The organism is Stenotrophomonas sp. TD3, assembly GCF_001939825.1.
Taxonomy (GTDB): domain Bacteria; phylum Pseudomonadota; class Gammaproteobacteria; order Xanthomonadales; family Xanthomonadaceae; genus Stenotrophomonas.
This window is the reverse complement of record NZ_MOYM01000001.1, coordinates 3,431,163-3,455,458: the sequence shown is the minus strand read 5'-3', so window position 1 is coordinate 3,455,458 and position 24,296 is coordinate 3,431,163. Positions and strand designations below refer to the sequence as shown.

Sequence of the window (24,296 nt, the reverse complement as noted above, 5' to 3'; positions counted from 1 at the left end):
ACGTCCCGTCGGCTGGAAGGGACCTGACCGATTCTCCCTGATCGAAGGCCGCTGCGGTAGCGCCAGAAGGATGGGGTCGGATCCCTTGCGCAGCGCGCAGGGGCTCTGACCCCGGTTCTACCGTTTGGCGGGTTGGGGGTCAGAGCCCTTTTCTGGCGAAAAGGGATCCGACCCCGCGCCTGTTCAGGGCAGCTGCGTGCGCACCCGGGCAAAACGGCGCAGGTCGTGCAGCGCGCCGCGCTTGTAGACCGCACAGCGGTCCACGCCCTCCTCCTGGAAGCCGTTCTTCTCCAGCACCCGGGCCGAGCCGAGATTGAAGTCGACCACCCCGGCCTGCAGCCTGAACAGGCGGAGTTCGTCCATCACCCAGGGGGCGAACAGGCCGACCACCCGGGTCATCACTCCTTGGCCCCAGTAGGCCTGGCCCAACCAGTAGCCCAGCTCGGCCATGTGTCCGCGCTCGGCCACGCCCTGCTGGGCACCGACGCTGCCGCAGGCCTGGCCGTCAATCTCGATGGCCAGGTTCAGGGTGCCCGGGGCCAGCACGCGGCCGGCGAGGAAGGCCTCGCCATCCTCGCGCGCGTATGGATACGGGAAGCGGTCGCGCAGGCCGCGCGACACCTCGGCGTCGTTGGCGTGGCGCAGCAGGGATTCCAGGTCGTCCGGGCGCCAGGGACGCAGGAGGAAACCGTCGCCCTGCAGGTCTGGGATCAGAGCCCTTTCCCCTTGGGAAAGGGATTCGCCCCCGTCGGCAGGCCGGTCAGGCATGACCGCCCACCGACGGCGATTCCGCTTCCTGCTTCTCCAGCTCCCGCTTCACCGCTTCCGGCGAACGGGTGTACGGGGCCAGCCGCGCGTAGAACGCCGGCACCACGAACAGCGACAGGAAGGTCGAGAGGGTTACGCCGAAGATGATCACGATGCCGATCGTGCCACGGCTGGCCGAACCGGGGCCACCGGCCACCACCAGCGGAATGGCGCCGACCACGGTGGCGATCGAAGTCATCAGGATCGGGCGCAGTCGCACCATCGCCGATTCGATGATCGCCTCGCGCACGCTACGGCCGTCGTCGCGCAGCTGGTTGGCGAATTCGACGATGAGGATGCCGTTCTTCGCGGCCAGGCCGACCAGCATCACGATGCCGATCTGGCTGAACAGGTTCACCGTACCGCCACTCACCCACAACCCGACCAGCGCACCGAGCACGCCCAGTGGCACGGTCAGCATGATGGTCAGCGGATGAATGAAGCTCTCGAACTGCGCAGCCAGCACCAGGTACACCACCAGCAGGGCCATGGCGAAGGTCAGCAGCACGGCGCCACCTGCGCTCTGGTACTCGCGCGATTCGCCCTTCCAGTTCACCTGCGCGTACTGCGGCAGTTCTTCCTGGGCCACGTTCTGTGCCCAGGCAATGGCCTCGCCCAGCGGATAGCCCGGCGCCAGGCCGGCACTGATGGTGATCGAGCGCAGACGGTTGAAGCGGTTCAGCGTGCCGGCCTCGGCCACTTCACTCAGCGTGACCAGGTTGGACAGCGGCACCAGCTCGCCGGAAGTGGCGCGCACGCGGATCGCGGCCAGGTCGGCCGGGCTGGCGCGACCGTCACGACCGGCCTGCACCAGCACGTCGTATTCCTCGCCGTTGTCGACGAAGGTGGTGACGCGACGCGAGCCCATCATGGTTTCCAGCGCCGAACCGATCGCGGTGACCGGCACGCCGAGGTCGGCCGCACGCTGGCGGTCGATGTTCACCCGCATCTGCGGCCGGGTTTCCTTGTAGTCCGAGTCCGGGCCGACCAGGCCGGGGTTGTCGGCCATGCGCAGCAGGATGCGGTCGCGCCACTGCGCGATCTCCGCGTATTCCGGCCCGCCCAGCACGATCTGGAACGGCTGCCCGCCACTGCGCACCAGGCCGCCACCGACCTGGGTACGCACGCGCACGCCACGGATGGTGTCCAGTTCCTTCTGCAGTTCATTGGCCACCGCCGGCGTGCCCTCGCTGCGCTGGCGCCACGGCTGCAGGAAGATGCTGACGCGGCCGGTATGCATCTCTTCGCTGGCACCGAAGCCACCGGGCACGCGCGGGTTGGCACGCACGATCGGCTTGTCCGGGCCGACATGGGGTGCCAGCAGCGCTTCCACCTGCTGCACCTGCTGCACGGTGTAGTCGTAGCCGGCGCCTTCCGGGCCGTCGATCATGATCTGGAACGAACCGCGGTCTTCGGCCGGCGCCAGCTCCGACGGCAGCAGCTTGAGCAGGCCCCAGCTGGCGGCCAGCGCGGCCACCATCACCAGCAGGTAGATCCAGGTGCGGTCGACATGGTGATCGAGCACCCGCCCATAGGCACCCGCGAGGCGTTCCAGGTTGCGGTTGATGAAGCCGTGCAGGCCCCGCGGCGCCTGCCCGGTGTGCGGCTTGAGCAGCTTGGAGGCCATCATCGGCGTCAGTGTGAGCGCCACGAATGCGGACAACGCCACCGCGGCGGCCAGCGCCACTGCCAGTTCGCGGAACAGGCGCCCGGTGTTGCCTTCCAGGAAGCCGACCGGCAGGAACACCGCCACCAGCACGGCGGTGGTGGCGATCACCGCGAAGGCGACCTGCGCGGTGCCGCGCTTGGAGGCCACCAGCGGTGGCTCACCCAGGTCGATGCGGCGCTGCACGTTCTCCACCACCACGATCGCATCGTCCACCACCAGGCCGATGCACAGCACCAGGGCAAGCAGGGTCAGCAGGTTGATCGAGAAGTCGAACGCATACAGCGCGATGAATGCCGCGACCAGGCAGACCGGCACCGTCACCGCCGGGATCAACGCGGCGCGGAAACTGCCGAGGAACAGCCAGATCACCGCCAGTACCAGGATCATCGCCTCCACCAGCGTGGCGTAGACGCGGTCCACCGCCGCTTCGATGAAAGTGGTGTTGTCGAAGGCGACGAAGATCTGCGTGCCCTTGGGCAGGGTCAGCGCCACCCGCTCGGCTTCAGCGCGCGCGGTGCGCGCCACGTCCAGCGAGTTGGCGGTGGAGGTCTTGACGATGCCCAGGCCGATACCCGGCTCGCCGTTGCTGCGGTAGTACGCGCGGCGTTCGGCCGAAGCCAGCTCGATCTTCGCCACGTCGCCCATGCGCACCACGTAGCCGTCGCGGCCCTTGCCCAGCGGGATGGTCGCGAAGTCTTCGGGCTTGATGTAGTTGCGCTCCACGCGCAGGGTGAAATCGCGGTCGGTCGACTCGATGCGGCCGGCCGGCAGCTCCACGTTCTCGTTGCGCAGCGCGGTTTCCACGTCGCCGGTGGTCAGGCCGCGTGCGGCCAGCTGGTCACGGTCCAACCAGATCCGCATCGCATAGCGCTGGCGGCCGCCGATGCGGACCTGGGCCACGCCATCAAGGCTGGAGAAGCGATCGACCACGTAGCGGTCGGCGTAGTCGCTCAGCTCCAGCGTGTCCATGGTCGAGGAGACCATGTTGAACCAGATGATCGGGTCGGCATCGCTTTCGACCTTGGCGATCTCCGGCGGCCGCGCTTCTTCCGGCATGCGGTCGGCAACGCGGCTGACCGCGTCGCGCACGTCGTTGGCCGCCGCTTCGATATCGCGGTTGGAGGTGAACTCGATGCTGACCTGCGAACGGCCATTGGTGCTGCGCGCGTTGATCGTATCGATGCCTTCGATGCCGGCCAGCGCATCTTCCAGCACCTGGGTGATGCGGCTTTCGATGACCGCCGCCGAGGCGCCGGTGTAGTCCACCGACACCGAAACGATCGGCGGATCGATGGCCGGCAGTTCACGCAGGGTCAGGCGGGTGAAGGACATCACGCCCAGCACCAGCAGCAACAGGCTCATCACCACGGCGAACACCGGCCGCTGGATGGAGATGTCGGACAGCTTCATCCGCCGTGGCCCTCGGCCGCGACCGGTGCCGGTGCATCAGCGGGCTTTGCACCACTGGCCGGTGCCGCATCCTTCGCCGCAACCTTCAGGCCGGGACGCAGCTTGCCGGTGCCATCGACCACGATGCGCTGGCCCGCTTCCAGGCCCTGCCTGATCTCGACCACGCCGGCACGGCGCGCGCCGGTCACCACGTCCACGCGCTCGACGCTGTCGTCTGCGGTGATGCGATACACGTAGGTATCGCGGCCGACCTGCACCACGGCGATTTCCGGAATCACCAGCGCCGGGCGCTCGGGGCGGAACAGGCGCACGTCCAGCAGCATGCCCGGGCGCAGCGCATGGTCGCCGTTGGCGAAATCGGCGCGCACCGTCACCGCACGGGTGGCCGGATCGATGCGCGCATCGATGGTGCTGACCACGCCCTCGAAGGTGCGGCCGGGCCACGCCACGCTGGTGGCACTGACCTTGTCACCGACGCCCAGTGCGGCCAGCTCCACTTCCGGCACCTGGAAATCGATGTGCATGTGCTCGATGTCGTCGAGCGTGGCGATCACCGTGGTCGGCGTCAGCAGCGTGCCCGGGCTGACCTGGCGGATGCCGAGCACACCGGCGAACGGCGCACGCACGCGGCGGTCACCGATGTCCGACTGCATCTGCGCCACGCGCGCTTCGGCGGCATCGCGGATCGACTTCTGCGTATCCAGCGTGGCACTCGACACCAGCCGCTGCGTGGCCAGCTCACGCTGGCGCTTGTACAGCTGGTCGGCCTCGTGGAAGGTGGCCTGCGCCTGCACCAGCGCGGCCTCCTGGGCCTGGCCGCGCAGGGTCACGATCGGCGCGCCGGCCGCAATGTGCTGGCCGCTCTCGAAATGCACTTTCTCGACGATCTCGCTGACCTTGGCGGTCACGCTGATCGATTCGCGCGCCTTGGCCGTGCCCAGCGCCTGCAGGGTGTCGCTCCACTGGCGGGACTGCACGACCTGCGCGGTGACCGGCACCGCTTCTCCCTGCCGACGTGCGGCGGCCTCCTGTTTGCCTGCGCACCCGGCCAGCACGGCCAGGCTGAGGCCAAGGGCCAGGGTCGAAGCGATACGAGCCAACATGAACGGTCCTGATTGATCCACGGCCGCCGAGTGTAGGCAAGTGCCCATAAAAGCGGTATGTGCCAAGCGTTTACCGGCGTGGAACCAAGGCCGCGATAGCGCCTTGAACCCGTTCCGTGCAAGGCTGCCACGGGCGGTGTCGGCGTGTGTCGGGGTGTATCCAGCCGTGCACCGCCCGGGCCGTCATCGTAGAGTCGAATCTGCCCGACGGAGGGCGTCGGGCGGGGACGGATCCTGGCGGGGATCCGGCCCCGTTTTTTTGCCCGTTGCCTCAGTACCGGTAATTCAGCTTCATCCAGACGCTGCGCCCCGGCTCATTGATGCGCACCGGATCGGCGGGGAAGCCGAAGTCGGCGCTGCCCGCCAGATTCAGGTGCTCGCTGTAGGCACGGTCGAACAGGTTGTCGACACCTGCGCTGAGCTGCAGCTGCGAACTGAAACGGTACGCGGCATTGAGCGCGAAGGTGGCAAAGCCAGCGCTCGGTCCAAGGTCCTGCGCGACGACATTGCCCTGGCCATCTGCGACACGATGCTGGTGGGTCACCGCGCGCAGCAGCGCACCGGCACTCCAGCGCTGGCCTTCCCAGTTCGCACTCAAGCGCGCTTCCAGCGGCGGCATCTGCGGCAGCGGACGCTGCTGGTCGCGGTTCTCGCCCCAGGCATAGGCCAGCGTGCCACCCAGCTTCCACTGTTCGGCCACGCTCACTTCCAGCCCCGCCTCGGCACCGGCAATGCGCGCGTCGACATTGCTGGCCTGGCTCATGCCCATCATGCCGCTGCCGTGGTAGGTGAACAGGATGTAGTCCTGGATCTGCCCGGCATACGCCGAGACCCACGCCTGCACGCGCGGCCCCTTGTACTGCAGGCCGACGTCGAGCTGGGTGGTGCGCTCGGGCTGGATACCGGCAAACGCGTTCACCGCACCGGCCGGGCCGTGGTTGGGCGAGAACAGCTCCCAGTAGTCGGGCATGCGTTCACTGTGGCCGAGGCCGGCATACCAGGTCAGGCCGTCGGCCAGATCCTGCTCGTAGCGCAGGAAACCACTGCCGAGCCATTCCTTGCGACGCTGGCCCGCGGTCGGATTGGGCATGTTGCCCATCATTCCGCGGATCGACTGCCGCTCGTCGCGCACGCTGGCGCGATCAATGCGCAGGCCGCTGATCCAGCGCTGGTCGGTACCGGCACCGAGGGTCAACTCGGTGAACACGCCATAGCGACGGAAGTTGGCATCGGTCTCCCACGCCGCCTGGCGATAGGTGCCGCGACCCATGCCCATGCGCCCGCGATGGCGGCTGTCTTCGCCATCCACGCCCGCCACCAGCTGCACGTCCTGCCAGCGCCACTCGGAACTGACCCGGCCGCCCTGGGTACGGCGATCCACGTTCGACGCCATGGGCATCGGCATCATGCTGTTCGGGTTCGGTGTGCGCAGCGTGTAGTTGTCCATCACGTGGTCGGCCTCGTTGTAGTACACGTTGGCCTGCACCGTGTCCCACGCCCCCGGCAGGTTGCGCTTCTCGAAGCGCGCGGCATAGCTGGTGCGTTCGAACGCAGCCCCGTCCATGCCGCGTCCCGCGTAGCGTGCGATGGCATCACCGGCACCGGCAGAAATTTCCAGCAGCGTGTCGGCATCCGGCGTCCAGCCGATGGCCACGTCACCGTTCCACTTGCGCCACTTCGATGGCACCACATCGCCGTGGCCGTCCTTGTAGTCATCGGCTTCGGAACGGTTGCCACTGGCGCGCAGGTAACCGGTCGGATTGCCCAGGGTCAGGTCCAGCACCTGGTCGTTGCGGTTGCGCGAACCGACCAGCGCACTGGCATCGGCACGCAGGCCCGGCTCTTCGAAGCGCGGTGTATCGCGCTCGAAGCGCACGGTGCCGGCCGAGGCACCTGCCCCCCAGCGCACGCTCTGCGGGCCCTTGATGATGGTCAATCGATCGAAGCTTTCCGGCGCGATGTAGGACAACGGATTGTCCATGCGCGACGGGCAGGCACCGATCAGGTTGCCATCATTGCTGAGGATGTTCAGGCGCGAACCGAACATGCCGCGCAGCACCGGGTCACCGTTGGTGCCACCGTTGCGGATGGCGGAAAAACCGGGGACGGTCTTCAGGTAATCGGCGCCATCACTGGCGGGCACCGGCTGCCGCGGCAGGCGTGGGTCGGTCACCCAGTGCAGCGGCGAGGACGGTGCGGCGGCGGTCACCACCAGCGTGTCGAGGGTGCGCGCCTCTTCGGCGGGCGCGGCGTGGGCCAGTGATGCGGCCACGGCCAGGCCAAGGGCGACCGGCAGGCGCGCACAGGCGCCCGCGGGGCGGGAAGTCATTTTCATCGGAACAGCTCCAAGGTACGCACGCGCGCACGGCGCCCGGTCAGGCGACGTGCGGCAGATTCGATAGGGACATCAGCGAACGATGGAGAAACGCGGCGGCCCGCGCGCGGCATGCGCCGGCCAGCGCAGCGCGGGCAGTACCTGCTGTGACCACGGGAATACCAGCCGCGGCCGCCACAGCAGCGGCAACAGCAGCACCAGCACGGCCAGCCACGGCAGCAGGCGCATTGCCAGTACGCAGTACTCGCAGGCTTCGCCGTGCATGGCGTGGGGGTCGGCCGGGCGGCTGCGCTCTGCCGGCGCGGTGCCGTGCTGATCGTGCCCGGCCATGGCCATGTCGTGCATGTCATGGCCCATCGCGGCATGGTCCATGCCGGCCATCGCGGTGTGCTCCATCGGCTGCGCCTGCAGCGCGCGGCTGACCAGTGGCGCAAGCACCATCAGCAGCGTAGCCAGGACGGCGAGCTGGAGCAGGAGGCGCTGCGGGCGGGACAGGCGGGTCACCCCGTTAGTTTAGAGCCGGGTCCAGGGTTGCCCTGTGCGACGAACCGTCGCAGGAGGGGGTTTATCGGCAGGGCTGCGCCCTGCACCCGCAGAGGCCACGTCCACGGCAAGAGCCGAAGCAACATCAGAAGCTGGCTTCCTGTGGGTAGGCGGGGTGGGTCCGGTTGCGGGAGACGCCGTAAACCCGTCCATGGGGGCTTGGCCGCGGCATCCATGCCGCGGACACTCCCGCAACCGGACCCACCCCGCCTTCGACAGTTTTCCGCGATCTGTCGGAACGACGCTCGGGGTCAGATCCGTTTTCCTTCGGAAAACGGATCTGACCCCAGATGTATTTCGATATCTGACAGATTTCATCCACGCATGGCGTGGATCTACCGTGTCGACCAAGGTCGACCCTACCAACAGCCATCGGAATCTGTCAGAGGTGGGGCGGTGTGGGCAGGCAGGACCGTTGGCGCCATGGATGGCGCCATCGAGCCCCCATGGATGGGTTTACGGCGTGTCCTGCCTGCCCACACCGCCCCGCCATCCCACAGGAAACCCGCATTTGATGTTGATGTTGCTGCTGAGATTGCCGGCCAGCGGCCGGCACTACCGCAGGTGCAGGGCGCAGCCCTGCTCGACCCACCTCACACCGTGATGGTCTGGGTCAGCGACTCCCAGGTCGGTGGCACCGGCCACGCGGCCGCCTGGTTGCCATCCAGCACCCGCCGCAGGTCGCGCGGATCAATCTGCGGTGCCAGCACGTGCACCAGCTCCAGCGCGTAATCACGCAGCACGCGGTCGCGCGGCAGCACTGCCCATGCAATGCACTCGCTGATCGGGTCCGGCGCTGGCCACGATCTCAGGTCTTCGTCGTTGGAACTGACCGCCATTTCGGCCAGCAGGCCCACACCCAGGCCGGTTCGCACATAGGTCTTGATCAGATCGGCATCAAGCGCGGTCAGTGCCAGATCCGGCACCAGCCCATTGGCGGCGAAGGCGCGCTGCAACGACGAATTCGGGCGGGTCGAGGATTCGTAGCTGATCAATGGTTGCCGGGCCAGCGCGGCCAGGTCCGGTGCACGCCCGGCGCGGTCCAGCGGGTGGCCCTTCGGTACCACCACCAGCCGCCGCCAGCGGAACAGCGGCACGGCAATGCCATCGGTGGGCTCACCGCCAGCGGTGCTGATGATCGCAATATCGGCATCGCCCTGGTTCAAGCGATCCAGCGCGTCGGCTTCACCGGCCTGCTGCAGGTGCACGCTCACCTGCGGATACGCCTGCTTGATCGCCGCCACCGCCGGCGGCAGCACGAAGCGCGCCTGGGTGTGGGTGGTGGTCAGGATCAGCTGGCCCTGGCTCTCGCGCCGCTGGTTGGCCGCGTAGGTGCGGATGTTGTTGGCCTCGGCCAGCACCGCACGGGCGCGGGCGATCACCTCGGTGCCGGCCGGGGTGACCGACTCCAGGCTGCGGCCCTTGCGCACGAACAACAGGAAACCCAGCTCATCCTCCAGCTGCTTGAGCTGCTTGGACAGGCCGGGCTGGGTGGCGTGCACGCGCGAGGCGGCCAGCGTGATGTTCAGCTCGGCGTCGGCGATGGCAACCAGGTAGCGCAGCTGGGTCAGCGTCATGGGAGGCAGGCGGCGTGGGGCGGAGGTCCACTCTAGGGTCAATTGCCGTCACCAGCTTATAACCAAAGGTTGTTTAAGAAAGGTATCTGGTCATTTCCGGGCGTCATATGCCGGCGCTACGGTCAGCCGGCAGCCGCTGGCCTGAACAGCCAGCCCTCCCCCCTTCGCCCGCCGAAGCCCGGCGCGGCCCCGTTTCCGGAGCGCTTCCATGGCCCTGTACGACTCCATCCTCGATACCGTCGGCAACACCCCCATCGTCAGGCTGCAGCGTCTGGCACCGCCACAGGTCAGCGTCTACGCCAAGGTCGAGTCATTCAACCCGGGTGGATCGGTGAAGGACCGCCTGGCGCTGGCGATCATCCTCGACGCCGAAGCGCGTGGCCTGCTCAAGCCGGGCGACACTATCGTGGAGGCCACCTCGGGCAACACCGGCGTGGCACTGGCGATGGTCGCCGCCGCGCGTGGCTACAAGTTCGTGGCGACCATGGTCGAGACCTTCTCGGTCGAGCGCCGCAAGTTGATGCGCGCCTATGGTGCCAAGGTGATCCTGACCCCGGCCGCCGAGCGCGGCAGCGGCATGGTGCGCAAGGCAGCCGAGCTGGCCGAACAGCACGGCTGGTTCCTGGCCAGCCAGTTCGCCAACCCGGCCAACCCGGCCTATCACCGCAACACCACCGCCGCGGAAATCCTGCGCGACTTCGCCGGCAGGCGGCTGGACTATTTCGTCAGCGGCTGGGGCACTGGCGGCACGCTCACCGGTGTTGGCGAAGTGCTGAAGGTCGCGCGCCCGCAGACCCGCATCATCGCCACCGAGCCGGCCGGCGCCGCCCTGCTCAAGGGCGATGACTGGAAGCCGCACAAGATCCAGGGCTGGACGCCGGACTTCGTGCCGGATGTGCTCAACCGCGATGTGGTGGACGAACTGGTCTCGGTCGAAGATGACCGCGCGATCGCCACCGCGCGCCGCCTGGCCGCCGAGGAAGGCATCTTCGTCGGCATCTCCGCCGGCGCCACCGTCGCCAGTGCGCTGGACGTGGCCGCGCGCGCTGAACCGGGCTCGGTGATCCTGGCGATGCTGCCGGACACCGGTGAACGCTATTTCTCCACGCCGCTTTTCGCCGATGTGAACGAAGGCTCCGACGACGACTGGCTGGCCGGCCTGCCGTGATCCACAGGGTCGGATCCCTTTCCCGTCGGGAAAGGGCTCTGACCCTGCCAGTTCACCCTGGAACACGGGGGTCAGAGCCTTTTCGCGCGGAAAAGGATCTGACCCCCTTCCGCTTCAGCCTGCGTGAAGGCGTCGCCCGCCATCGTGCGTGAAGGCCGTCGGATCGCAGCGCGTGAGACGGTCATGACGCAGTATCGATGCCCTGTCCCCTACCGTGGGAACAGCCGGCGCAGATGCTGCGCGGATCACCTCACAGGCAGGAGACGGACGCATGAAGATCGAAGTTTGGCAGGGCGACATCACGACCCTGGCGGTGGATGCGATCGTCAACGCGGCCAATGAAACACTGCTCGGTGGCGGTGGTGTCGACGGCGCGATCCATCGCGCAGCCGGCCCCGCACTGCTGGCCGAGTGCGAGCAGTTGCCGGAGCTGCGCCCGGGCGTGCGTTGCCCGACCGGCGAAGTGCGCGCCACCGCCGCCCACGCGTTGCCGGCGCGCCATGTGCTGCACACGGTGGGCCCGGTCTGGCACGACGGCCAGCGCGACGAACCGGCCTTGTTGGCCAACTGCTACTGGAAATCGCTGCAGCTGGCCGAGTCGCTGGGCGTGCAGTCGATCGCCTTCCCGGCGATCAGCTGTGGCGTGTATGGCTATCCGCTGTACCAGGCGGCGCAGATCGCCGTCACCGAAACACTGGCCTGGCAGCGCAGCCATGCGCAACCGATGCGCATCGTGCTGGTGGCGTTCAATACCGCTACGGCCAAGGCCTACCAGCAGGCGTTGAGCGCCGCTGGGCAAAGCGCGGACAGCGAACCGCGCGTGTCGATGCTGCCGCCCCTGGGTGATGCGGGATTTGCCGCCGCGCACTGAATTCCAGTGCGCGACGTAAAAGAAAAGGCCGGGCATTGCCCGGCCTTTTCCGTTGCACCATTGTCCTCATCCACGCGCGGCGTGGATCACGCTCAACGGCTGGCGGCTTCCACCGCGGCGGCGTCATCGGCCACGGCGGCCGCGTCGGCGGCCGCACGTGCCGCGGAGGCTGCAGCCCCATCGGCGCTGGCGCCATCCACCTGCACGCGCACTTCCACCATGCCCGCACCATTGTTCAGGCTGGACACGTCGACCGTGTAGTGGCCGGCCGGCAGGGTCTCTTCCAGGCGCGAGTTGGTACCGTTGCCACCGTCGTCGTCGGTCAGTTCGACATCGCCTCCGACCACGCGCAGCACGGTATCAACCTGGCTGGAGATCGCATCCAGGCGCACATCGGCCGGGCGGTCCAGCGACAGCAGGAAGCGGCGGCGGCCATCATTGTCGAGCATCGTGTACACGCTGCCCGACTTCGGCAGCGCCGTGCCATCGCGCTCGACCAGATTGCCCGGCAGCTCGATGCGGTTGGCCGACAGGGTGAACATGCCCGTGACGCCGTCGCCGAGGCCACGCGCGGTCAGGATGTACTTGCCCGGCTTCAGTGACAGGGTCAGGCGCGAGTTGGTGCTGTCGCCACCATCGTCATTCTCTGCATCCACGCCCTGGCCCGACAGCTTCAGCACCGGATCGAAGACGTCCGACACCAGGCGGATCTCGTACAGGCCGGCCTTGTCCACCTGCAGGGTGTAGTCCTGGGAACCACCGGCCAGCATGTCGACGATCTCGCCACTGCCCGCCAGCGGCCTGCCATCGTACGGCACCAGCTTCTCGGCGCGCAGGCGGTACGGACCGTAATCGGTCGAGCCGTTGGCGTTGACCGCCACCTGGTAGGTGCCGCCACCGTTGGCACGGAAGGCCAGCGAGACGTCGCCTTCGCGCCCGTAGCCGGTGTTGCTGCTGGCCACCAGGCTGCCGTTGCTGAACACGGCGATCGAGCCGCTCAGCGAACCGGTCAGCTTCAGCCCGACCAGCTGCTTGTCTTCCAGCTTGATCTGGTAGAGCTGGTGGTGGCTGCCGTCGTTGTAGTTGATGCCGCTGCGCGAGGTGATCTCGCCGGACACCGGCTTGTCGAAATCGAGCGACGCGGCCTTGCCCGCATCCGCGCCGCCGCCGATGCGGTTGCAACCGCCGGCGACCAGGACCGTGGCAACGGCCAGTGTGATTGCTGCCAAACGCATGTTGTTTCTCCTTGGCCTTCCATGTGGTTCCCGCATGCCGGCCGGGCACGCGGGGGCGGAAAAGATACCCGCAAAAGCAAACGCCGGCGTAAAGCCGGCGTTGCCCTGTTCATCCTGCAAGGAAACGGATCAACCGTTCCACTTGCCCAGCGCGGCCAGGCCGTTGTCCTTGGCGCGCTCGTACACGGTCTTCTGGGCAGCAACGTAGTTGCCCTTCATGTCCTTGGCCCACAGCTTCAGCGCGGCCTGCTGCATGGCGCGGCCGTAGGAGAAGCTCAGCGGCCACGGCAGGTTGCCCAGCTGGTTCATCGCATTCAGGTGCTCGGTGGACTGCTCGTCGCTCTGGCCACCGGACAGGAACACCACGCCCGGCAGAATCGCCGGCACGGTGCTCTTCAGGCACATCACGGTCGACTCGGCCACTTCCTCGACGTCGGCCTGCTCATCGCAGCCCTTGCCGGAGATGACCATCGACGCCTTCAGGATGGTGCCTTCCAGCAGCACGTTCTGCTGGTACAGGGCGTCGAACAGCGAACGCAGGGTGGCTTCGGTGACTTCGTAGCAGGTTTCGATGTCGTGGTCGCCGTCCATGATCACTTCCGGCTCGACCATCGGCACCAGGCCGCATTCCTGGCACAGCGCCGCATAGCGGGCCAGCGCGTGGGCGTTGGACTCGATGCAGGTACCCGACGGGATGCTCTCGCCGATGTTGATGACCGCACGCCACTTGGCGAAGCGCGCACCCAGCTTGTAGTACTCCTGCAGGCGCTCGCGCAGGCCGTCGAGGCCTTCGGTCACCAGCTCGCCCGGGCAGCCGGCCAGCGGGTGCGCACCCTTGTCCACCTTGATGCCCGGAATCATGCCGTGGTCGGCCATGTACTTGGCGAACGGCACGCCGTCCTTGGTCGACTGGCGGATGGTTTCGTCGTACAGGATGGCGCCGGAAATGTGCTCGTTGAGCTTCGGCGTGGTCAGCAGCAGCTCGCGGTAGGCGCGACGGTTCTCCTCGGTGTTCTCGATACCGACGCCGGCAAAACGCTTGGCGATGGTAGCGGTGGATTCGTCGATCGCGATGATGCCCTTGCCCGGGGCGACCATGGCCTGGGCGGTTTCAGCCAGCTGTTCGATGCTCATGTATTTCCTGTGGCGGGTGCGGGAAAAATGTAAGTATAGCCCTGCTGCCCGTTGCCTCGCCGTGGAGGACAGGATGGAAACGCTTCCACGCCGGCGCAGGACAAAAGATGTCCTGCGGCATGGGGTCAGAGCCCCTGCGGGGATCTGACCTCGGGGTCGGATCCGCAACGCGGCTCCGACCCCAGGCCAACACTACTTACAGGTCGCCCAGGCCGCTGGCGCGGCCATCTTCGCCCACTTCCAGCAGGCGGAGGGTGTTGGTCGCACCCAGGGTTTCCATGTGCTCGCCGCTGGTGAACACGACACGGTCGCCGGCCTGCAGCAGCTCGGATTCGACCAGCAGGCGGATGCTGCCGCGCGCGGCTTCGCGCGGGGTCAGGCCGCGGCTGTCGAAGTTGATCGGATAGACATCGCGCATCAGCGCCATCTGGCGACGCGCGCCGTCATGGCGGGTCACCGCGAACACCGGCGCCTTGGCGCGGAAACGCGACAGGTAGCGCGCGGTGCCGCCGGATTCGGTCATCGCCACGATCGCACGCACGCCCACGTGCTGCGACAGGAACATGGTGGCCATGGCAATCGCCTGGTCGGCACGTTCCAGGTTGCGCGGCGAGGCGTTGAAGTCGGTCTCGGTCTGGAACTGGCGCTCGGCCCCCAGGCAGATGCGCGCCATCGCTTCCACGGCCTTGACCGGATAGGCACCAGCGGCGGTTTCCGCCGACAGCATCACCGCATCGGTGCCGTCGATGACCGAGTTCGCCACGTCCAGCACTTCGGCACGGGTCGGGATCGGGCTTTCCACCATCGACTGCAGCATCTGGGTGGCGGTGATCACCACCTTGTTCTGCGCCAGCGAGGCCTTGATGATCTTCTTCTGCAGGCCCGGCAGCTCGGCATCGCCGATTTCCACGCCGAGGTCGCCACGGGCGACCATCACCACGTCGCTGGCCTCGACGATTTCTTCCAGGTTCTCGATCGCTTCGGTACGTTCGATCTTCGACACCAGCGCGGCATCGCAGCCGTGCGAGCGGGCGATGTCACGCGCGTCGTTCATGTCCTGCGCGTTGCGGCAGAACGACACGGCAATGAAGTCGACGCCGATCTTGGCAACGATGCCGATCAGTTCCTTGTCGCGCTCGGTCAGCGCGCCCAGCGACAGGCCACCGCCCTGCTTGTTCAGGCCCTTGCGGTCGGACAGCACGCCATCGTTGAGCACGGTGTTGACGATGCGGTCGCCCTGCACCTCCACCACCTGCAACTGCATCAGGCCGTCGTCGAGCAGCAGCACATCACCCGGGCCCACGTCCTGCGGCAGGCCGAGGTAGCTCACGCCCACCTGGCTGGTCGTGCCCGGGCCGGCGTTCTCGCTGGCGATCAGGTCGAAGCGGTCGCCCGCCTTCAGCTGCACCTTGCCTTCGGCGAAGCGCTCGATGCGGATCTTCGGGCCCGGCAGGTCGGCCAGGATGCCCACTTCCACGCCCACGCGGGCCGCAGCAGCACGCACTTCGGCGGCACGCTTGGCCTGGCCGGACGGATCGCCATGGCTGAAGTTCAGGCGCACCACATTGACGCCGGCGCGGAACAGATCCTCCAGCACGCCCGGCGGATCAGTGGCCGGACCGAGGGTGGCAAGGATCTTGGTGCGACGCTGACGCTCGAACATGGTGGATGGGCCTCTCCCGTTAAAGAACGGAAATTAGCACATCCTTCACGCCGCATGTATACGGTTACAGCCTTGTGCTGCCTGACTCCGCGGGTCATGGAACGGACATGGTCCGGACATACGCTGGCGCAGGGAGTTCTGTGGAGCCGAGCATGGGCTCGGCTCCACAGGAGGCTAGGCCAGCAGCGTTTCCAGCTGTACCGGCTCACGGGCGAGCTGGCCAGCACCGGCGGCAGTGAGTTCCTCCTCACCACCAAAGCCCCACAGCACGCCGACACTGCGCAGGCCGTGGTGGCGTGCGCCTTCGATGTCCATGCGGCGGTCGCCGATCATCCAGCACTGCGCAGGCTGCACCTGCAACCGACGCAATGCTTCGCCGACCAGTTCCGGCTTGTGGCTGCGCGAGCCATCCAGGGTCGAACCGACGATCTCCTCGAACAGCCCGCCGAACGGCAGGTGGGCGAGGATGCGGCGCGCGTGCGGCTCGTTCTTGGCGGTGACCACCGCCAGGCGGTGGCCACGGCCATGCAGCGTGCGCAGGGTGTCTTCCACCTGCGGGTACACCGTGTGCTCGCGCCAGCCTTCGGCGTCGAAGCGTTCACGGTAGTAGCCCACCGCCTGTTCCACCCGCGCGGGCTCGACGAACAGCGGCGCGAAGGTGGTGCGCAGCGATGGACCGATCCAGCCCAGCAGCGTTTCCTGCGGCGGCACCGGATGGTCCATCTTCTGCAGCGCATAGGCGATGCAGGCGGTGATACCCACCTGCGAATCGATCAGCGTGCCGTCGAGGTCGAAGAACAGGACATCCTTGCTGCGGTCGGCACTCATGCGCCGCGTGCGTCGAGTGCGGCGACGGCCGGCAGGGTCTTGCCTTCCAGGAACTCCAGGAACGCACCACCGCCGGTGGAGATGTAGCTGACCTGCTTGGCGATATCGAACTTGTCCACCGCCGCCAGGGTGTCACCACCGCCGGCGATGGAGAATGCCGGCGAGCTGGCGATGGCGCGGGCCAGCGCTTCGGTGCCCTTGCTGAAGGCTTCGAACTCGAACACGCCCACCGGGCCGTTCCAGACCACGGTGCCGGCCTTCCCGATCAGCTGCGCGTACTGCGCAGCGGTCTGCGGGCCGATGTCCAGGATCAGATCATCCTCGGCGACGGCGTCGACCGCCTTCACTTCGGCAACAGCGTCCGGCATGAACTGCTTGGCGGTGACCACGTCGACCGGCAGCGGGATATCGGCGCCACGCGCCTTGGCGTCGGCCACGATCTTCTTCGCGGTGTCCAGCAGGTCCGGCTCGTACAACGACTTGCCTACGTTGTAGCCGGCGGCAGCGATGAAGGTGTTGGCGATGCCGCCACCGACGATCAGCTGGTCGACCTTGCCGACCAGGTTGGCCAGCAGTTCCAGCTTGGTGCTGACCTTGCTGCCAGCGACGATGGCCAGCAGCGGCTTGGCCGGTGCGTCCAACGCCTGCGCCAGCGCGTCCAGCTCGGCCATCAGCAACGGGCCACCGGCCGCCACCGGGGCGAAGCGGATGACGCCATGGGTCGAGGCCTGCGCGCGGTGTGCGGTACCGAAGGCATCCATCACGAACACATCGCACAGGGCGGCGTACTTCTTCGACAGGGCTTCGTCGTCCTTGCCCTCGCCGACATTCATGCGGCAGTTTTCCAGCAGCACCAACTGGCCCGGCTGCACGTCGACACCGTCGACCCAGTCACGCACCAGCGGAACCTCGCGGCCCAGCAGCTCGGACAGGCGCTGCGCGACCGGCGCCAGCGAGTCAGCCTCGCTCCACACGCCTTCCTTCGGGCGCCCCAGGTGCGAGGTGACCATCACCGCCGCACCCTGCTCCAGCGCGCGCTTGAGCGTCGGCAGCGATGCGGTGATGCGCTGTTCGGAGGTGATGCGGCCATTCTCGATCGGCACGTTCAGATCCTGGCGGATCAGCACGCGCTTGCCGGAGAGGTCGAGGTCGGTCATGCGGACGATGGACATGGGCAACTCTTTGGCTCAGGGACGGGATGCCGGGCTACGGCAGGCGGCCATTGTATCGGGTGCGGGTGGTGGGAGGGCCGATGCCTGCGGCAGGCAAAGGCGCAGGGCGACAGCAACAGCAACAGCAACAGCAACAGCCAGAGCCAAAGCCAAAGCCAAAGCGCTGGCGCCTTGTGATGCTGTGGGTGGGCCGAGGCGGTGCGGGCTGGCAGGGGACGCCGTAAACCCGTCCCTGGGGGCTTAGCCGCGCCATCCATGGCGCGGATACCCCTGCCAGCCCACACCGCCCCGGCCTCGACAGGTTCATGAGGCAGAGCGGATGGCAAAGGCGGAAGCAAGAGCGGTTTCTGGTGTCGGAAGGAGAAAGAAGGGGTCAGATCCGTTTTCCTGCGGAAAACGGATCTGACCCCGAGGGCCGTCGAGCGAAGCGACCCGCTTCCGCTCTTGCTCTTCTTCTTTTTCTTCCGTGGGTGGAAGCAACCGGAAACTGTCAGAGGCCGGGCGGGGTGGGTTCGCGGGGGTGTCAGCCGCATGGATGCGGCTGCCAAGCCTACAAGGACGTACTTGCGGCGTCCCCCGCGAACCCATCCCGCCCGGCCAAGCGCGGCTTTTGCATTTGCTTTAGACGACCAACCCCACCCACGAGGGGCTGCGCCGTTCGCTGGAACCTATTCCGAAGGCGCAGGCTTCTGCCGAAGCAGGCTGAGCGCCAGCCCACCCACCACCAGCACGCCCAGACCCAGCAGCGCCCACAGCAACCACGCCTTCCAATCGTGCTGCGGCTTCAGCGCCGCATCGCCCGCCAGCGGTTCCGGGCTGCCTTCCAGTCGCGCCAGCGTCGGCTGCCACGATGGATCATTGCGCTGCCGCAGCTCTTCGATCAGCACCCCGATCGGCGCGTCCGTGCGGCGCGCGGTCGCGCTGCCCACCGCCAGTGCGTAGGGCGCTGCCCCCTGGCTCAGGAACACCAGCACTTCCGGTTGGTAGCCCAGGCGCAGCGTCGGCGCGGTGGCGGATTCCGCCGGATTCGCCACCAGCTTCCAGTAGCGGTCGCGATGCACGCCACCCAGCGGCTGTGCCGCCGATTGCTGGCGCTGGCCCTGCGTGCCCTGCTGCACCTGGTAGGCGATCCACGGCGCACTGCGACGCTGCCACTCCGCACTCTCGTCATCGCGACTGAACAACGTCCATTGCACCAGGCTGTTGTCGGTGCTGGCCACGTCGGCACGCGCCACCGGGAACCGGCCATCCATCTCGAAGGTGTACTCGCCCTTGCCCTTCGACGTCGGCTCCAGCGACAGCCATTCCCACGGCAAGGTCGCCGGCGCTGGTGGCAGTTCCGCCAGTACGCCGCGCAGGGTCGGCAGCCGCGAATCGCCCTGCGCCAGGATGCGCAGGTAGCGTGCGGTGCCGTCCACCTGCAGGCGGCGCTGCAACAGGCGCTTGCCGGCGCGCTGCAGATCCACCAGCGGCACGTCGCGGCCAATCGAGCGCCAGTGCTGCAGGTCGTCACTGGCATCCAGCTGCACCTGCGCCTGCAGCGGCTGGCCGCTGTCGGTCCAGTCCAGCACCAGTGCCGCCAACGGCTGCTGGTCGAGCATGCTGGCGTCGATCAGCCAGCCGCCCTGCCCGTTCGCCGCTGCCCCGCCACTCACCCGTGCTTCGACCCGGCGCACGCGTCCATCGGTATCGCGCTCGGTCAGCAGCTGCAGATCGTTGCGCTGTGCATCGGCCAGCGGCGGCAACACGAACCACGGCAGCTCACGCTGCACGGGCGGCTGCGCCAGCGGCTGGTCCGGCGCCAGCAGTGCCGACGGCAACAACTGGCTGGCCGCATTGAACACCTGCAGATCGCTGAGGTCAGCGCTCACGGCACGGCGGTAGATCGCCGGCTCCAGCACGATCCGGTAGGCACCGGACTGCGCACTGGACAATGTCAGCGGCCACTGCTCGGCATACTGCGTGCGGTAATCGGCCGCCTGCACCACCACGGCGGCCAGCATGCCGAACATCGCCGGCAGCAGCGCCCTGCTCCACTTCCTCATTGTTTTTCCTCCACGGTCGGCGCCGCGCTCGGCGGTGCCGGTGCCAGATAACCCACGACCGTGCACAGCAGGCCGTAGGCGATGAACGATGCGATGCCCAGCAGGTTGCCCAGGTGCTGGCGATCGACAACAACCAGCTTGGCCAGCACCACGCCCATCAGCACGGCACCGACCATCCACAACATACGCTGGCCACGACGCGAACCCCACACCCAGGCAATCACGCCCAGCACGCTCCACAACACGGTCAGGCTGGTCTGCGCCAGGCTGAAGCGCATCATCGACGCGTTCCACGTCAGCCCACCCCACTGGTGCACGCCATGCAGCACAACGCTGGTCAGCGCGACGAAGGTTGCAAGTGACAGCAGCGGCATGCGGATGTTCAGCACTGCCTGCGGTGCCTGCGGTCCCTCATCGCTGTACAGCCAGCGCGCCAGCAGCAGCAGGCTCAACCACTGGCCGATCTCGGCCGGATTCAGCACCGGCAGCCACAACAGCGGCGCGGCGTCACCCGGCAGCAGCTGGCCGCACAGCCAGCCGATAGACAGCAGGCCGAACAGCACGCACTGCAGTGGCTGGCGCACGCTGTCGAACGCTGCACCCAGCGGCCAACGCAGCGCATTCCAGCACCACAGCGACAGCGCCGCCATCAGCAGCCACGGCAAGGTCACCAGCAGGGTAGTCCAGCCCTGCGCCAGATCGGCTTCGCCACCACCCCAGAGAGCCAGCAGCGAAAGCAGCGACGGCCACAGCAGCCACCACAGGAACTGCGCGATGCGGGCCACGGTGTCGCCGCCCTGGCGCAGGCACAGCAGGGTACGCACGCCCAGCACCGCGAACACCGCCCAGGCCAGCGCGCCGTAGCAGGCGAACGGCTGGTGGTGCGCATCGCTCTGCATCAGCGCCAGCGGGAAGCCCAGCGCGAGCATGGCCAGTGCGGTCACGCCCAGCGCACGCGCCGGCTGGCGACGCTGCACTTCGGCGGCCAGCCAGGCAGTGACCGCAGCCAGCACCAGCAACGCGTCCACTTCGGTGCGATAGGGGAAGAAGCGGGTGATCTCATGGACCAGGCCGCCCAGCCACCACAGCAGGCCCCACAGGTAGTACACCAGTGCGACCTCATGACGCGGCCTGCGCTGGTAGCTCCACGCCGACGCGAAGCCGGCCAGGGCCAGCAACAACGCGCCAATGGCGGTCGGGTTGATCAGGAAGCGCAGGTCCTCGTGCCAGTGGTCGCCACCGGCAACGAAGGCGAATGCGGCGCCGATCTGCAGCAACGCGCCGGATACCTGCGGCAGCCAGCGCTTCTGGCGCAGGCCCAGCCAGGCCAGGCCGGCACCTTCCAACGCGAACACCGCACCGGTGGCGCGCGCCGACAATGCCAGCGGCACCGCCAGCGTGGCGAAGCCCACCGCCAGCACCGCATGCGACTGCGCCAGCACGGTATACGACGCACGCGCGATCAGCGCACGCGCCAGCACCGCGTAGATCGCGGCCAGGCCCAGCGCGCACAGTGCCAGCGTCATCGGCTGCTCATGCAGCATGCCCGCCTGCAACGAGAACGCGACCAGCGGCGTGCCGAACACCAGGCTGCCATCGATCAGGTCGCGCCGGCCGGCCGGCTGGCGGCGCGCGTACAGCAGCGGTATCAGCAGGTAGAACACGAAGAACAGCACCAGGAACGGCTCGGTGCTGCTGAACTTGTCCGGTGCGTACTGCAGCACGCCCCAGAAGGTGCCGATGCCGAAGGTGAAGGCGAAGCCCAGCAGGTTCAGCGCGCGCCATGGGCGGAACCAGGCAATGGCGAAGATGCCCGCATTGAGTACGGCGTAATAGCTGAACAGCCCCACGTGGTTGCCACTGCCGGTGGACAGCCACAGCGGTGCCATGAAGCCGGCCAGGATGCCCAGCACGGCCAACGTGCGCGAGTTCTGCACCACCGCCAGCACACACAGCCCGGCCACCAGTGCAATGGAGCTGACGAAGGCAAAGCCCGGGGGAATCAGGTCGAAGCGCTTGAAGGCCGCGAAGATGGTCAGCAGCAGCACGCCGATGGCACCGCCCTGCAACGCCAGCGCGAACAGGCGCCGGCGCTCGCGCTGGTGCCAACCGAAGGCCAGCAGGCCCAGCGCACCCACGGTAATGCCGGCCAGGCGCAGCTCGATCGGCAACACCAGCCAGCCCTGGTCGCTGACGTACTTCAGCAGTGCCGCGACACCGGCCAGCAGCACCAGCATGCCGATCTTGACCGGCACGTTGCCTTCGGTGAACCAGCGCTTGACCGCACCGATGCCGCGCTCGATGACGTTGGGCAGTGCCGGTTCGGAAGGCAGCGGCGGCTGCACCGGCACCGGTGGTACCGGCGGTGGCGCGGCAGGACGGGGAACAGGCGCCTCGGTCGGCGCTGCTTCGCGCACCGGTGGCTGCGGGGGTTGCGGCACAGCAGCGGCGACCGGCCGCAGGAACGGTGGATCGGCGCCGGCCGCAGGCGTGGCCACAGGCCGTTCAGGCGCGGGCGCGGTGGCGGCCGGCCTGGCAGCGGCAGGCGCGGCGGCCATGGCGCTTTCCAGCGCAGCGACGCGGCGACGCAGGCCGGCGATCATCACCAGCGCCACCACCAGCAGCAGCGGGATGGCCAACAGGACCAGTACGACCAGGGTGATCAGTGCTTCCATTGCGTGCTTCCATTGCGTTCCCGCGCCCCAGCGGCAGCGGTCGACCGCCCCATGCTACGACAGGGTGGCCTCCATAAACGACGAACCCCGGCCAGGCCGGGGTCCGTCTGCGATCTGCGCCGGCCTTACTTGGCGGCGATGACCTTGGCCATTTCCAGGCACTTGTTCGAGTAGCCCCACTCGTTGTCGTACCAGGTCACCAGCTTGACGAAGGTACCGTCCAGGGCGATGCCGGCATCGGCGTCGAACACCGAGGTGCAGGTTTCGCCGCGGAAATCGGTGGCCACGACCTTGTCTTCGGTGTAGCCCAGGATGCCCTTCAGCGGGCCTTCGCTCTGTGCCTTCACTTCAGCGCAGATCTCGGCGTAGGTGGCTTCCTTTTCCAGCTCGACGGTCAGGTCGACCACCGACACGTCCGAGGTCGGGACGCGGAAGCTCATGCCGGTCAGCTTCTTGTTCAGTTCCGGGATGACCACGCCGACGGCCTTGGCCGCACCGGTGGACGAGGGAATGATGTTTTCAAGGATGCCACGGCCGCCGCGCCAATCCTTGTTGGACGGGCCATCGACGGTCTTCTGGGTGGCAGTGGCCGCGTGCACGGTGGTCATCAGGCCGCGCTTGATGCCCCACTTGTCGTTGATGACCTTGGCCAGCGGGGCCAGGCAGTTGGTGGTGCACGAGGCGTTGGAGATGATCGCCTGGCCGGCGTAGGTCTTGTCGTTCACGCCGTACACGAACATCGGCGTGTCGTCCTTCGACGGAGCCGACATGATGACCTTCTTGGCGCCGGCATCGATGTGCTTCTGCGCGGTTTCCTTGGTCAGGAACAGGCCGGTGGCTTCCAGCACCACGTCGGCGCCGACTTCGTCCCACTTCAGGTTGGCCGGGTCGCGTTCCTGGGTCAGGCGGATCTTCTTGCCGTTGACCAGCAGGTCGTTGCCCTGCACCGCCACGTCGGCCTTGAAGCGGCCGTGCACGGAGTCGTACTTGAGCATGTACGCCAGATAGTCCGGCTCCAGCAGATCGTTGATGGCCACGATTTCGATGTCGTCGCCGAAGTTCAGCACCGCCGAGCGCAGGACGTTACGCCCGATGCGACCGAAACCGTTGATACCAACCTTGATTGCCATGTTCTCAAGCTCCTGCGGCCGCGACAGGTGCGGCGGGATGGATAGGGCCCACAAGTCTAGCAAACCGGGGCTGGCCACCGTGGGCCAGCCGGGGCCGGCAGCAGGCCGGCGGACAGGATTTGATCCGGATCAAAGCGTTAGCGCGGCGTGAGGCCGACACTGGCCCCATCCACCCAGCAACGAGAACACCCCCATGCGCAAGAGTTCCCCCCTGATCGTGGCCAGCCTGGCCGCCGCCCTGTCGCTCGCCGCCGCCCCGGCCATGGCCCAGTCCAAGGGCGACTGGACCATCTCGGCCGGCGTGCACCAGGTGGCGCCGAAGTCGAACAACGGCTGGCTGGCCGGCGGCACCCTGAAGGTCGACGTCGACAACGACGTAAAGCCGACCATCACCGGTGAGTACTTCATCGCCGACAACCTGGGCATCGAAGTGCTGGCCGCGCTGCCGTTCAAGCACGACATCAACATCAACGGCCTGGGCCGCGTCGGCAGCACCAAGCAGCTGCCGCCGGTGGTGACCCTGCAGTACCACTTCAACAGCAAGGGCAAGGTGTCGCCGTTCGTCGGCGCGGGCGTGAACTACACGACCTTCTTCAGCGAAGACACCACCGGTGCGCTGGCCGGCAGCAAGCTGAAGCTGCAGGATTCGTGGGGCCTGGCCGCACACGCCGGCGTGGACTTCGCGATCGGCGAGAAGGGCGCCCTGCGCGTGGACATGCGCTGGATCGACATCGACAGCAAGGTGAAGTTGAACGGCGAGAAGATCGGTACGGTCAACATCGACCCGCTGGTCTACGGCGCGTCGTACGTCTTCAAGTTCTAAGCGGAGTGTTGAGTGCGAGGGCTTCGCCCCCGCTCCCCCGCTACACGCAAAACCCTCGCAGCATGTTGCCCCGGTGATTGCCGGGGCTTTTTTTGTGCCTGGGACTGA

The 24,296-nt window shown here is 67.4% G+C and carries 17 protein-coding genes; 3 read left to right on the top strand and 14 right to left on the bottom strand.

Annotated features, from left to right (window positions below):
- Positions 1–183: 183 nt before the first annotated feature.
- The 6 genes from BKE09_RS16050 to BKE09_RS16020 form a co-directional block, all read right to left on the bottom strand.
- Complete coding sequence (locus tag BKE09_RS16050; protein WP_075676396.1) at positions 184–768, bottom strand: GNAT family protein; 585 nt, start codon at positions 766–768, stop codon at positions 184–186.
- Positions 761–3,886: an efflux RND transporter permease subunit gene (locus tag BKE09_RS16045; protein WP_075676395.1), complete on the bottom strand. Its 3,126-nt coding sequence runs from the start codon at positions 3,884–3,886 to the stop codon at positions 761–763. Before BKE09_RS16045 ends, BKE09_RS16050 begins: the two co-directional genes overlap by 8 nt.
- Positions 3,883–4,989: an efflux RND transporter periplasmic adaptor subunit gene (locus tag BKE09_RS16040; protein WP_014038290.1), complete on the bottom strand. Its 1,107-nt coding sequence runs from the start codon at positions 4,987–4,989 to the stop codon at positions 3,883–3,885. Before BKE09_RS16040 ends, BKE09_RS16045 begins: the two co-directional genes overlap by 4 nt.
- A gap of 271 nt (positions 4,990–5,260) precedes the next feature.
- Positions 5,261–7,324: a TonB-dependent copper receptor gene (locus BKE09_RS16035; RefSeq protein ID WP_075676394.1), complete on the bottom strand. Its 2,064-nt coding sequence runs from the start codon at positions 7,322–7,324 to the stop codon at positions 5,261–5,263.
- Positions 7,325–7,396: 72 nt separating this feature from the next.
- On the bottom strand, positions 7,397–7,828 hold the full coding sequence (locus BKE09_RS16030) for a DUF2946 domain-containing protein (RefSeq protein WP_075676393.1): 432 nt from the start codon (positions 7,826–7,828) through the stop codon (positions 7,397–7,399).
- Positions 7,829–8,460: 632 nt separating this feature from the next.
- Positions 8,461–9,444 carry a LysR family transcriptional regulator gene (locus BKE09_RS16020; protein WP_010481448.1) on the bottom strand — a complete coding sequence of 328 codons (984 nt, stop codon included), beginning with the start codon at positions 9,442–9,444 and terminating at the stop codon, positions 8,461–8,463.
- Between the two features lie 208 nt (positions 9,445–9,652).
- Between BKE09_RS16020 and cysK the strand changes: the two genes are divergently transcribed.
- Together cysK and BKE09_RS16010 are read left to right on the top strand one after the other, a co-directional pair.
- Complete coding sequence (gene cysK / locus BKE09_RS16015) at positions 9,653–10,612, top strand: cysteine synthase A (RefSeq protein ID WP_075676391.1); 960 nt, start codon at positions 9,653–9,655, stop codon at positions 10,610–10,612.
- Positions 10,613–10,883: 271 nt separating this feature from the next.
- Positions 10,884–11,483, top strand: coding sequence for an O-acetyl-ADP-ribose deacetylase (locus BKE09_RS16010; RefSeq protein ID WP_014038294.1), 600 nt, complete (start codon positions 10,884–10,886; stop codon positions 11,481–11,483).
- Between the two features lie 92 nt (positions 11,484–11,575).
- On the opposite strand, the gene BKE09_RS16005 is transcribed toward BKE09_RS16010, so the two are convergent.
- The 8 genes from BKE09_RS16005 to gap all read right to left on the bottom strand — a co-directional run bounded on the left by BKE09_RS16005 (position 11,576) and on the right by gap (position 23,365).
- Positions 11,576–12,718 carry an ABC transporter substrate-binding protein gene (locus tag BKE09_RS16005; protein ID WP_075676390.1) on the bottom strand — a complete coding sequence of 381 codons (1,143 nt, stop codon included), beginning with the start codon at positions 12,716–12,718 and terminating at the stop codon, positions 11,576–11,578.
- A gap of 129 nt (positions 12,719–12,847) precedes the next feature.
- Positions 12,848–13,852 carry a class I fructose-bisphosphate aldolase gene (locus BKE09_RS16000; RefSeq protein ID WP_075676389.1) on the bottom strand — a complete coding sequence of 335 codons (1,005 nt, stop codon included), beginning with the start codon at positions 13,850–13,852 and terminating at the stop codon, positions 12,848–12,850.
- Between the two features lie 196 nt (positions 13,853–14,048).
- Entirely contained in the window at positions 14,049–15,515 is a 1,467-nt protein-coding gene (pyk, locus tag BKE09_RS15995) for a pyruvate kinase (RefSeq protein ID WP_014038297.1), read from the bottom strand.
- Positions 15,516–15,689: 174 nt separating this feature from the next.
- Complete coding sequence (locus BKE09_RS15990) at positions 15,690–16,343, bottom strand: HAD hydrolase-like protein (RefSeq protein ID WP_014038298.1); 654 nt, start codon at positions 16,341–16,343, stop codon at positions 15,690–15,692.
- Positions 16,340–17,515: a phosphoglycerate kinase gene (locus tag BKE09_RS15985; RefSeq protein ID WP_014038299.1), complete on the bottom strand. Its 1,176-nt coding sequence runs from the start codon at positions 17,513–17,515 to the stop codon at positions 16,340–16,342. Before BKE09_RS15985 ends, BKE09_RS15990 begins: the two co-directional genes overlap by 4 nt.
- A gap of 668 nt (positions 17,516–18,183) precedes the next feature.
- Positions 18,184–19,560, bottom strand: a complete 1,377-nt coding sequence (locus BKE09_RS15980; RefSeq protein WP_075676388.1) for a DUF3999 domain-containing protein — start codon at positions 19,558–19,560, stop codon at positions 18,184–18,186.
- Positions 19,557–22,235, bottom strand: coding sequence for a DUF2339 domain-containing protein (locus BKE09_RS15975; RefSeq protein ID WP_075676387.1), 2,679 nt, complete (start codon positions 22,233–22,235; stop codon positions 19,557–19,559). The genes BKE09_RS15980 and BKE09_RS15975 overlap by 4 nt, the downstream gene beginning before the upstream one ends.
- Before the next feature lie 125 nt (positions 22,236–22,360).
- Positions 22,361–23,365, bottom strand: coding sequence for a type I glyceraldehyde-3-phosphate dehydrogenase (gap, locus tag BKE09_RS15970; protein WP_005414333.1), 1,005 nt, complete (start codon positions 23,363–23,365; stop codon positions 22,361–22,363).
- A gap of 193 nt (positions 23,366–23,558) precedes the next feature.
- Between gap and BKE09_RS15965 the strand changes: the two genes are divergently transcribed.
- The gene (locus BKE09_RS15965; RefSeq protein WP_014038302.1) at positions 23,559–24,188 is read left to right on the top strand and encodes an OmpW family outer membrane protein; all 630 of its coding nucleotides are present in this window, start codon (positions 23,559–23,561) and stop codon (positions 24,186–24,188) included.
- Positions 24,189–24,296: the final 108 nt, after the last annotated feature.

Bases quoted from the DNA above. Each gene is read 5' to 3' on its own strand.
- BKE09_RS16050 (WP_075676396.1), bottom strand. From the start codon at position 768: ATGCCTGACCGGCCTGCCGACGGGGGCGAATCCCTTTCCCAAGGGGAA.
- BKE09_RS16045 (WP_075676395.1), bottom strand. From the start codon at position 3,886: ATGAAGCTGTCCGACATCTCCATCCAGCGGCCGGTGTTCGCCGTGGTG.
- BKE09_RS16040 (WP_014038290.1), bottom strand. From the start codon at position 4,989: ATGTTGGCTCGTATCGCTTCGACCCTGGCCCTTGGCCTCAGCCTGGCC.
- BKE09_RS16035 (WP_075676394.1), bottom strand. From the start codon at position 7,324: ATGAAAATGACTTCCCGCCCCGCGGGCGCCTGTGCGCGCCTGCCGGTC.
- BKE09_RS16020 (WP_010481448.1), bottom strand. From the start codon at position 9,444: ATGACGCTGACCCAGCTGCGCTACCTGGTTGCCATCGCCGACGCCGAG.
- cysK (WP_075676391.1), top strand. From the start codon at position 9,653: ATGGCCCTGTACGACTCCATCCTCGATACCGTCGGCAACACCCCCATC.
- BKE09_RS16010 (WP_014038294.1), top strand. From the start codon at position 10,884: ATGAAGATCGAAGTTTGGCAGGGCGACATCACGACCCTGGCGGTGGAT.
- BKE09_RS16005 (WP_075676390.1), bottom strand. From the start codon at position 12,718: ATGCGTTTGGCAGCAATCACACTGGCCGTTGCCACGGTCCTGGTCGCC.
- BKE09_RS16000 (WP_075676389.1), bottom strand. From the start codon at position 13,852: ATGAGCATCGAACAGCTGGCTGAAACCGCCCAGGCCATGGTCGCCCCG.
- pyk (WP_014038297.1), bottom strand. From the start codon at position 15,515: ATGTTCGAGCGTCAGCGTCGCACCAAGATCCTTGCCACCCTCGGTCCG.
- BKE09_RS15990 (WP_014038298.1), bottom strand. From the start codon at position 16,343: ATGAGTGCCGACCGCAGCAAGGATGTCCTGTTCTTCGACCTCGACGGC.
- BKE09_RS15985 (WP_014038299.1), bottom strand. From the start codon at position 17,515: ATGTCCATCGTCCGCATGACCGACCTCGACCTCTCCGGCAAGCGCGTG.
- BKE09_RS15980 (WP_075676388.1), bottom strand. From the start codon at position 19,560: ATGAGGAAGTGGAGCAGGGCGCTGCTGCCGGCGATGTTCGGCATGCTG.
- BKE09_RS15975 (WP_075676387.1), bottom strand. From the start codon at position 22,235: ATGGAAGCACTGATCACCCTGGTCGTACTGGTCCTGTTGGCCATCCCG.
- gap (WP_005414333.1), bottom strand. From the start codon at position 23,365: ATGGCAATCAAGGTTGGTATCAACGGTTTCGGTCGCATCGGGCGTAAC.
- BKE09_RS15965 (WP_014038302.1), top strand. From the start codon at position 23,559: ATGCGCAAGAGTTCCCCCCTGATCGTGGCCAGCCTGGCCGCCGCCCTG.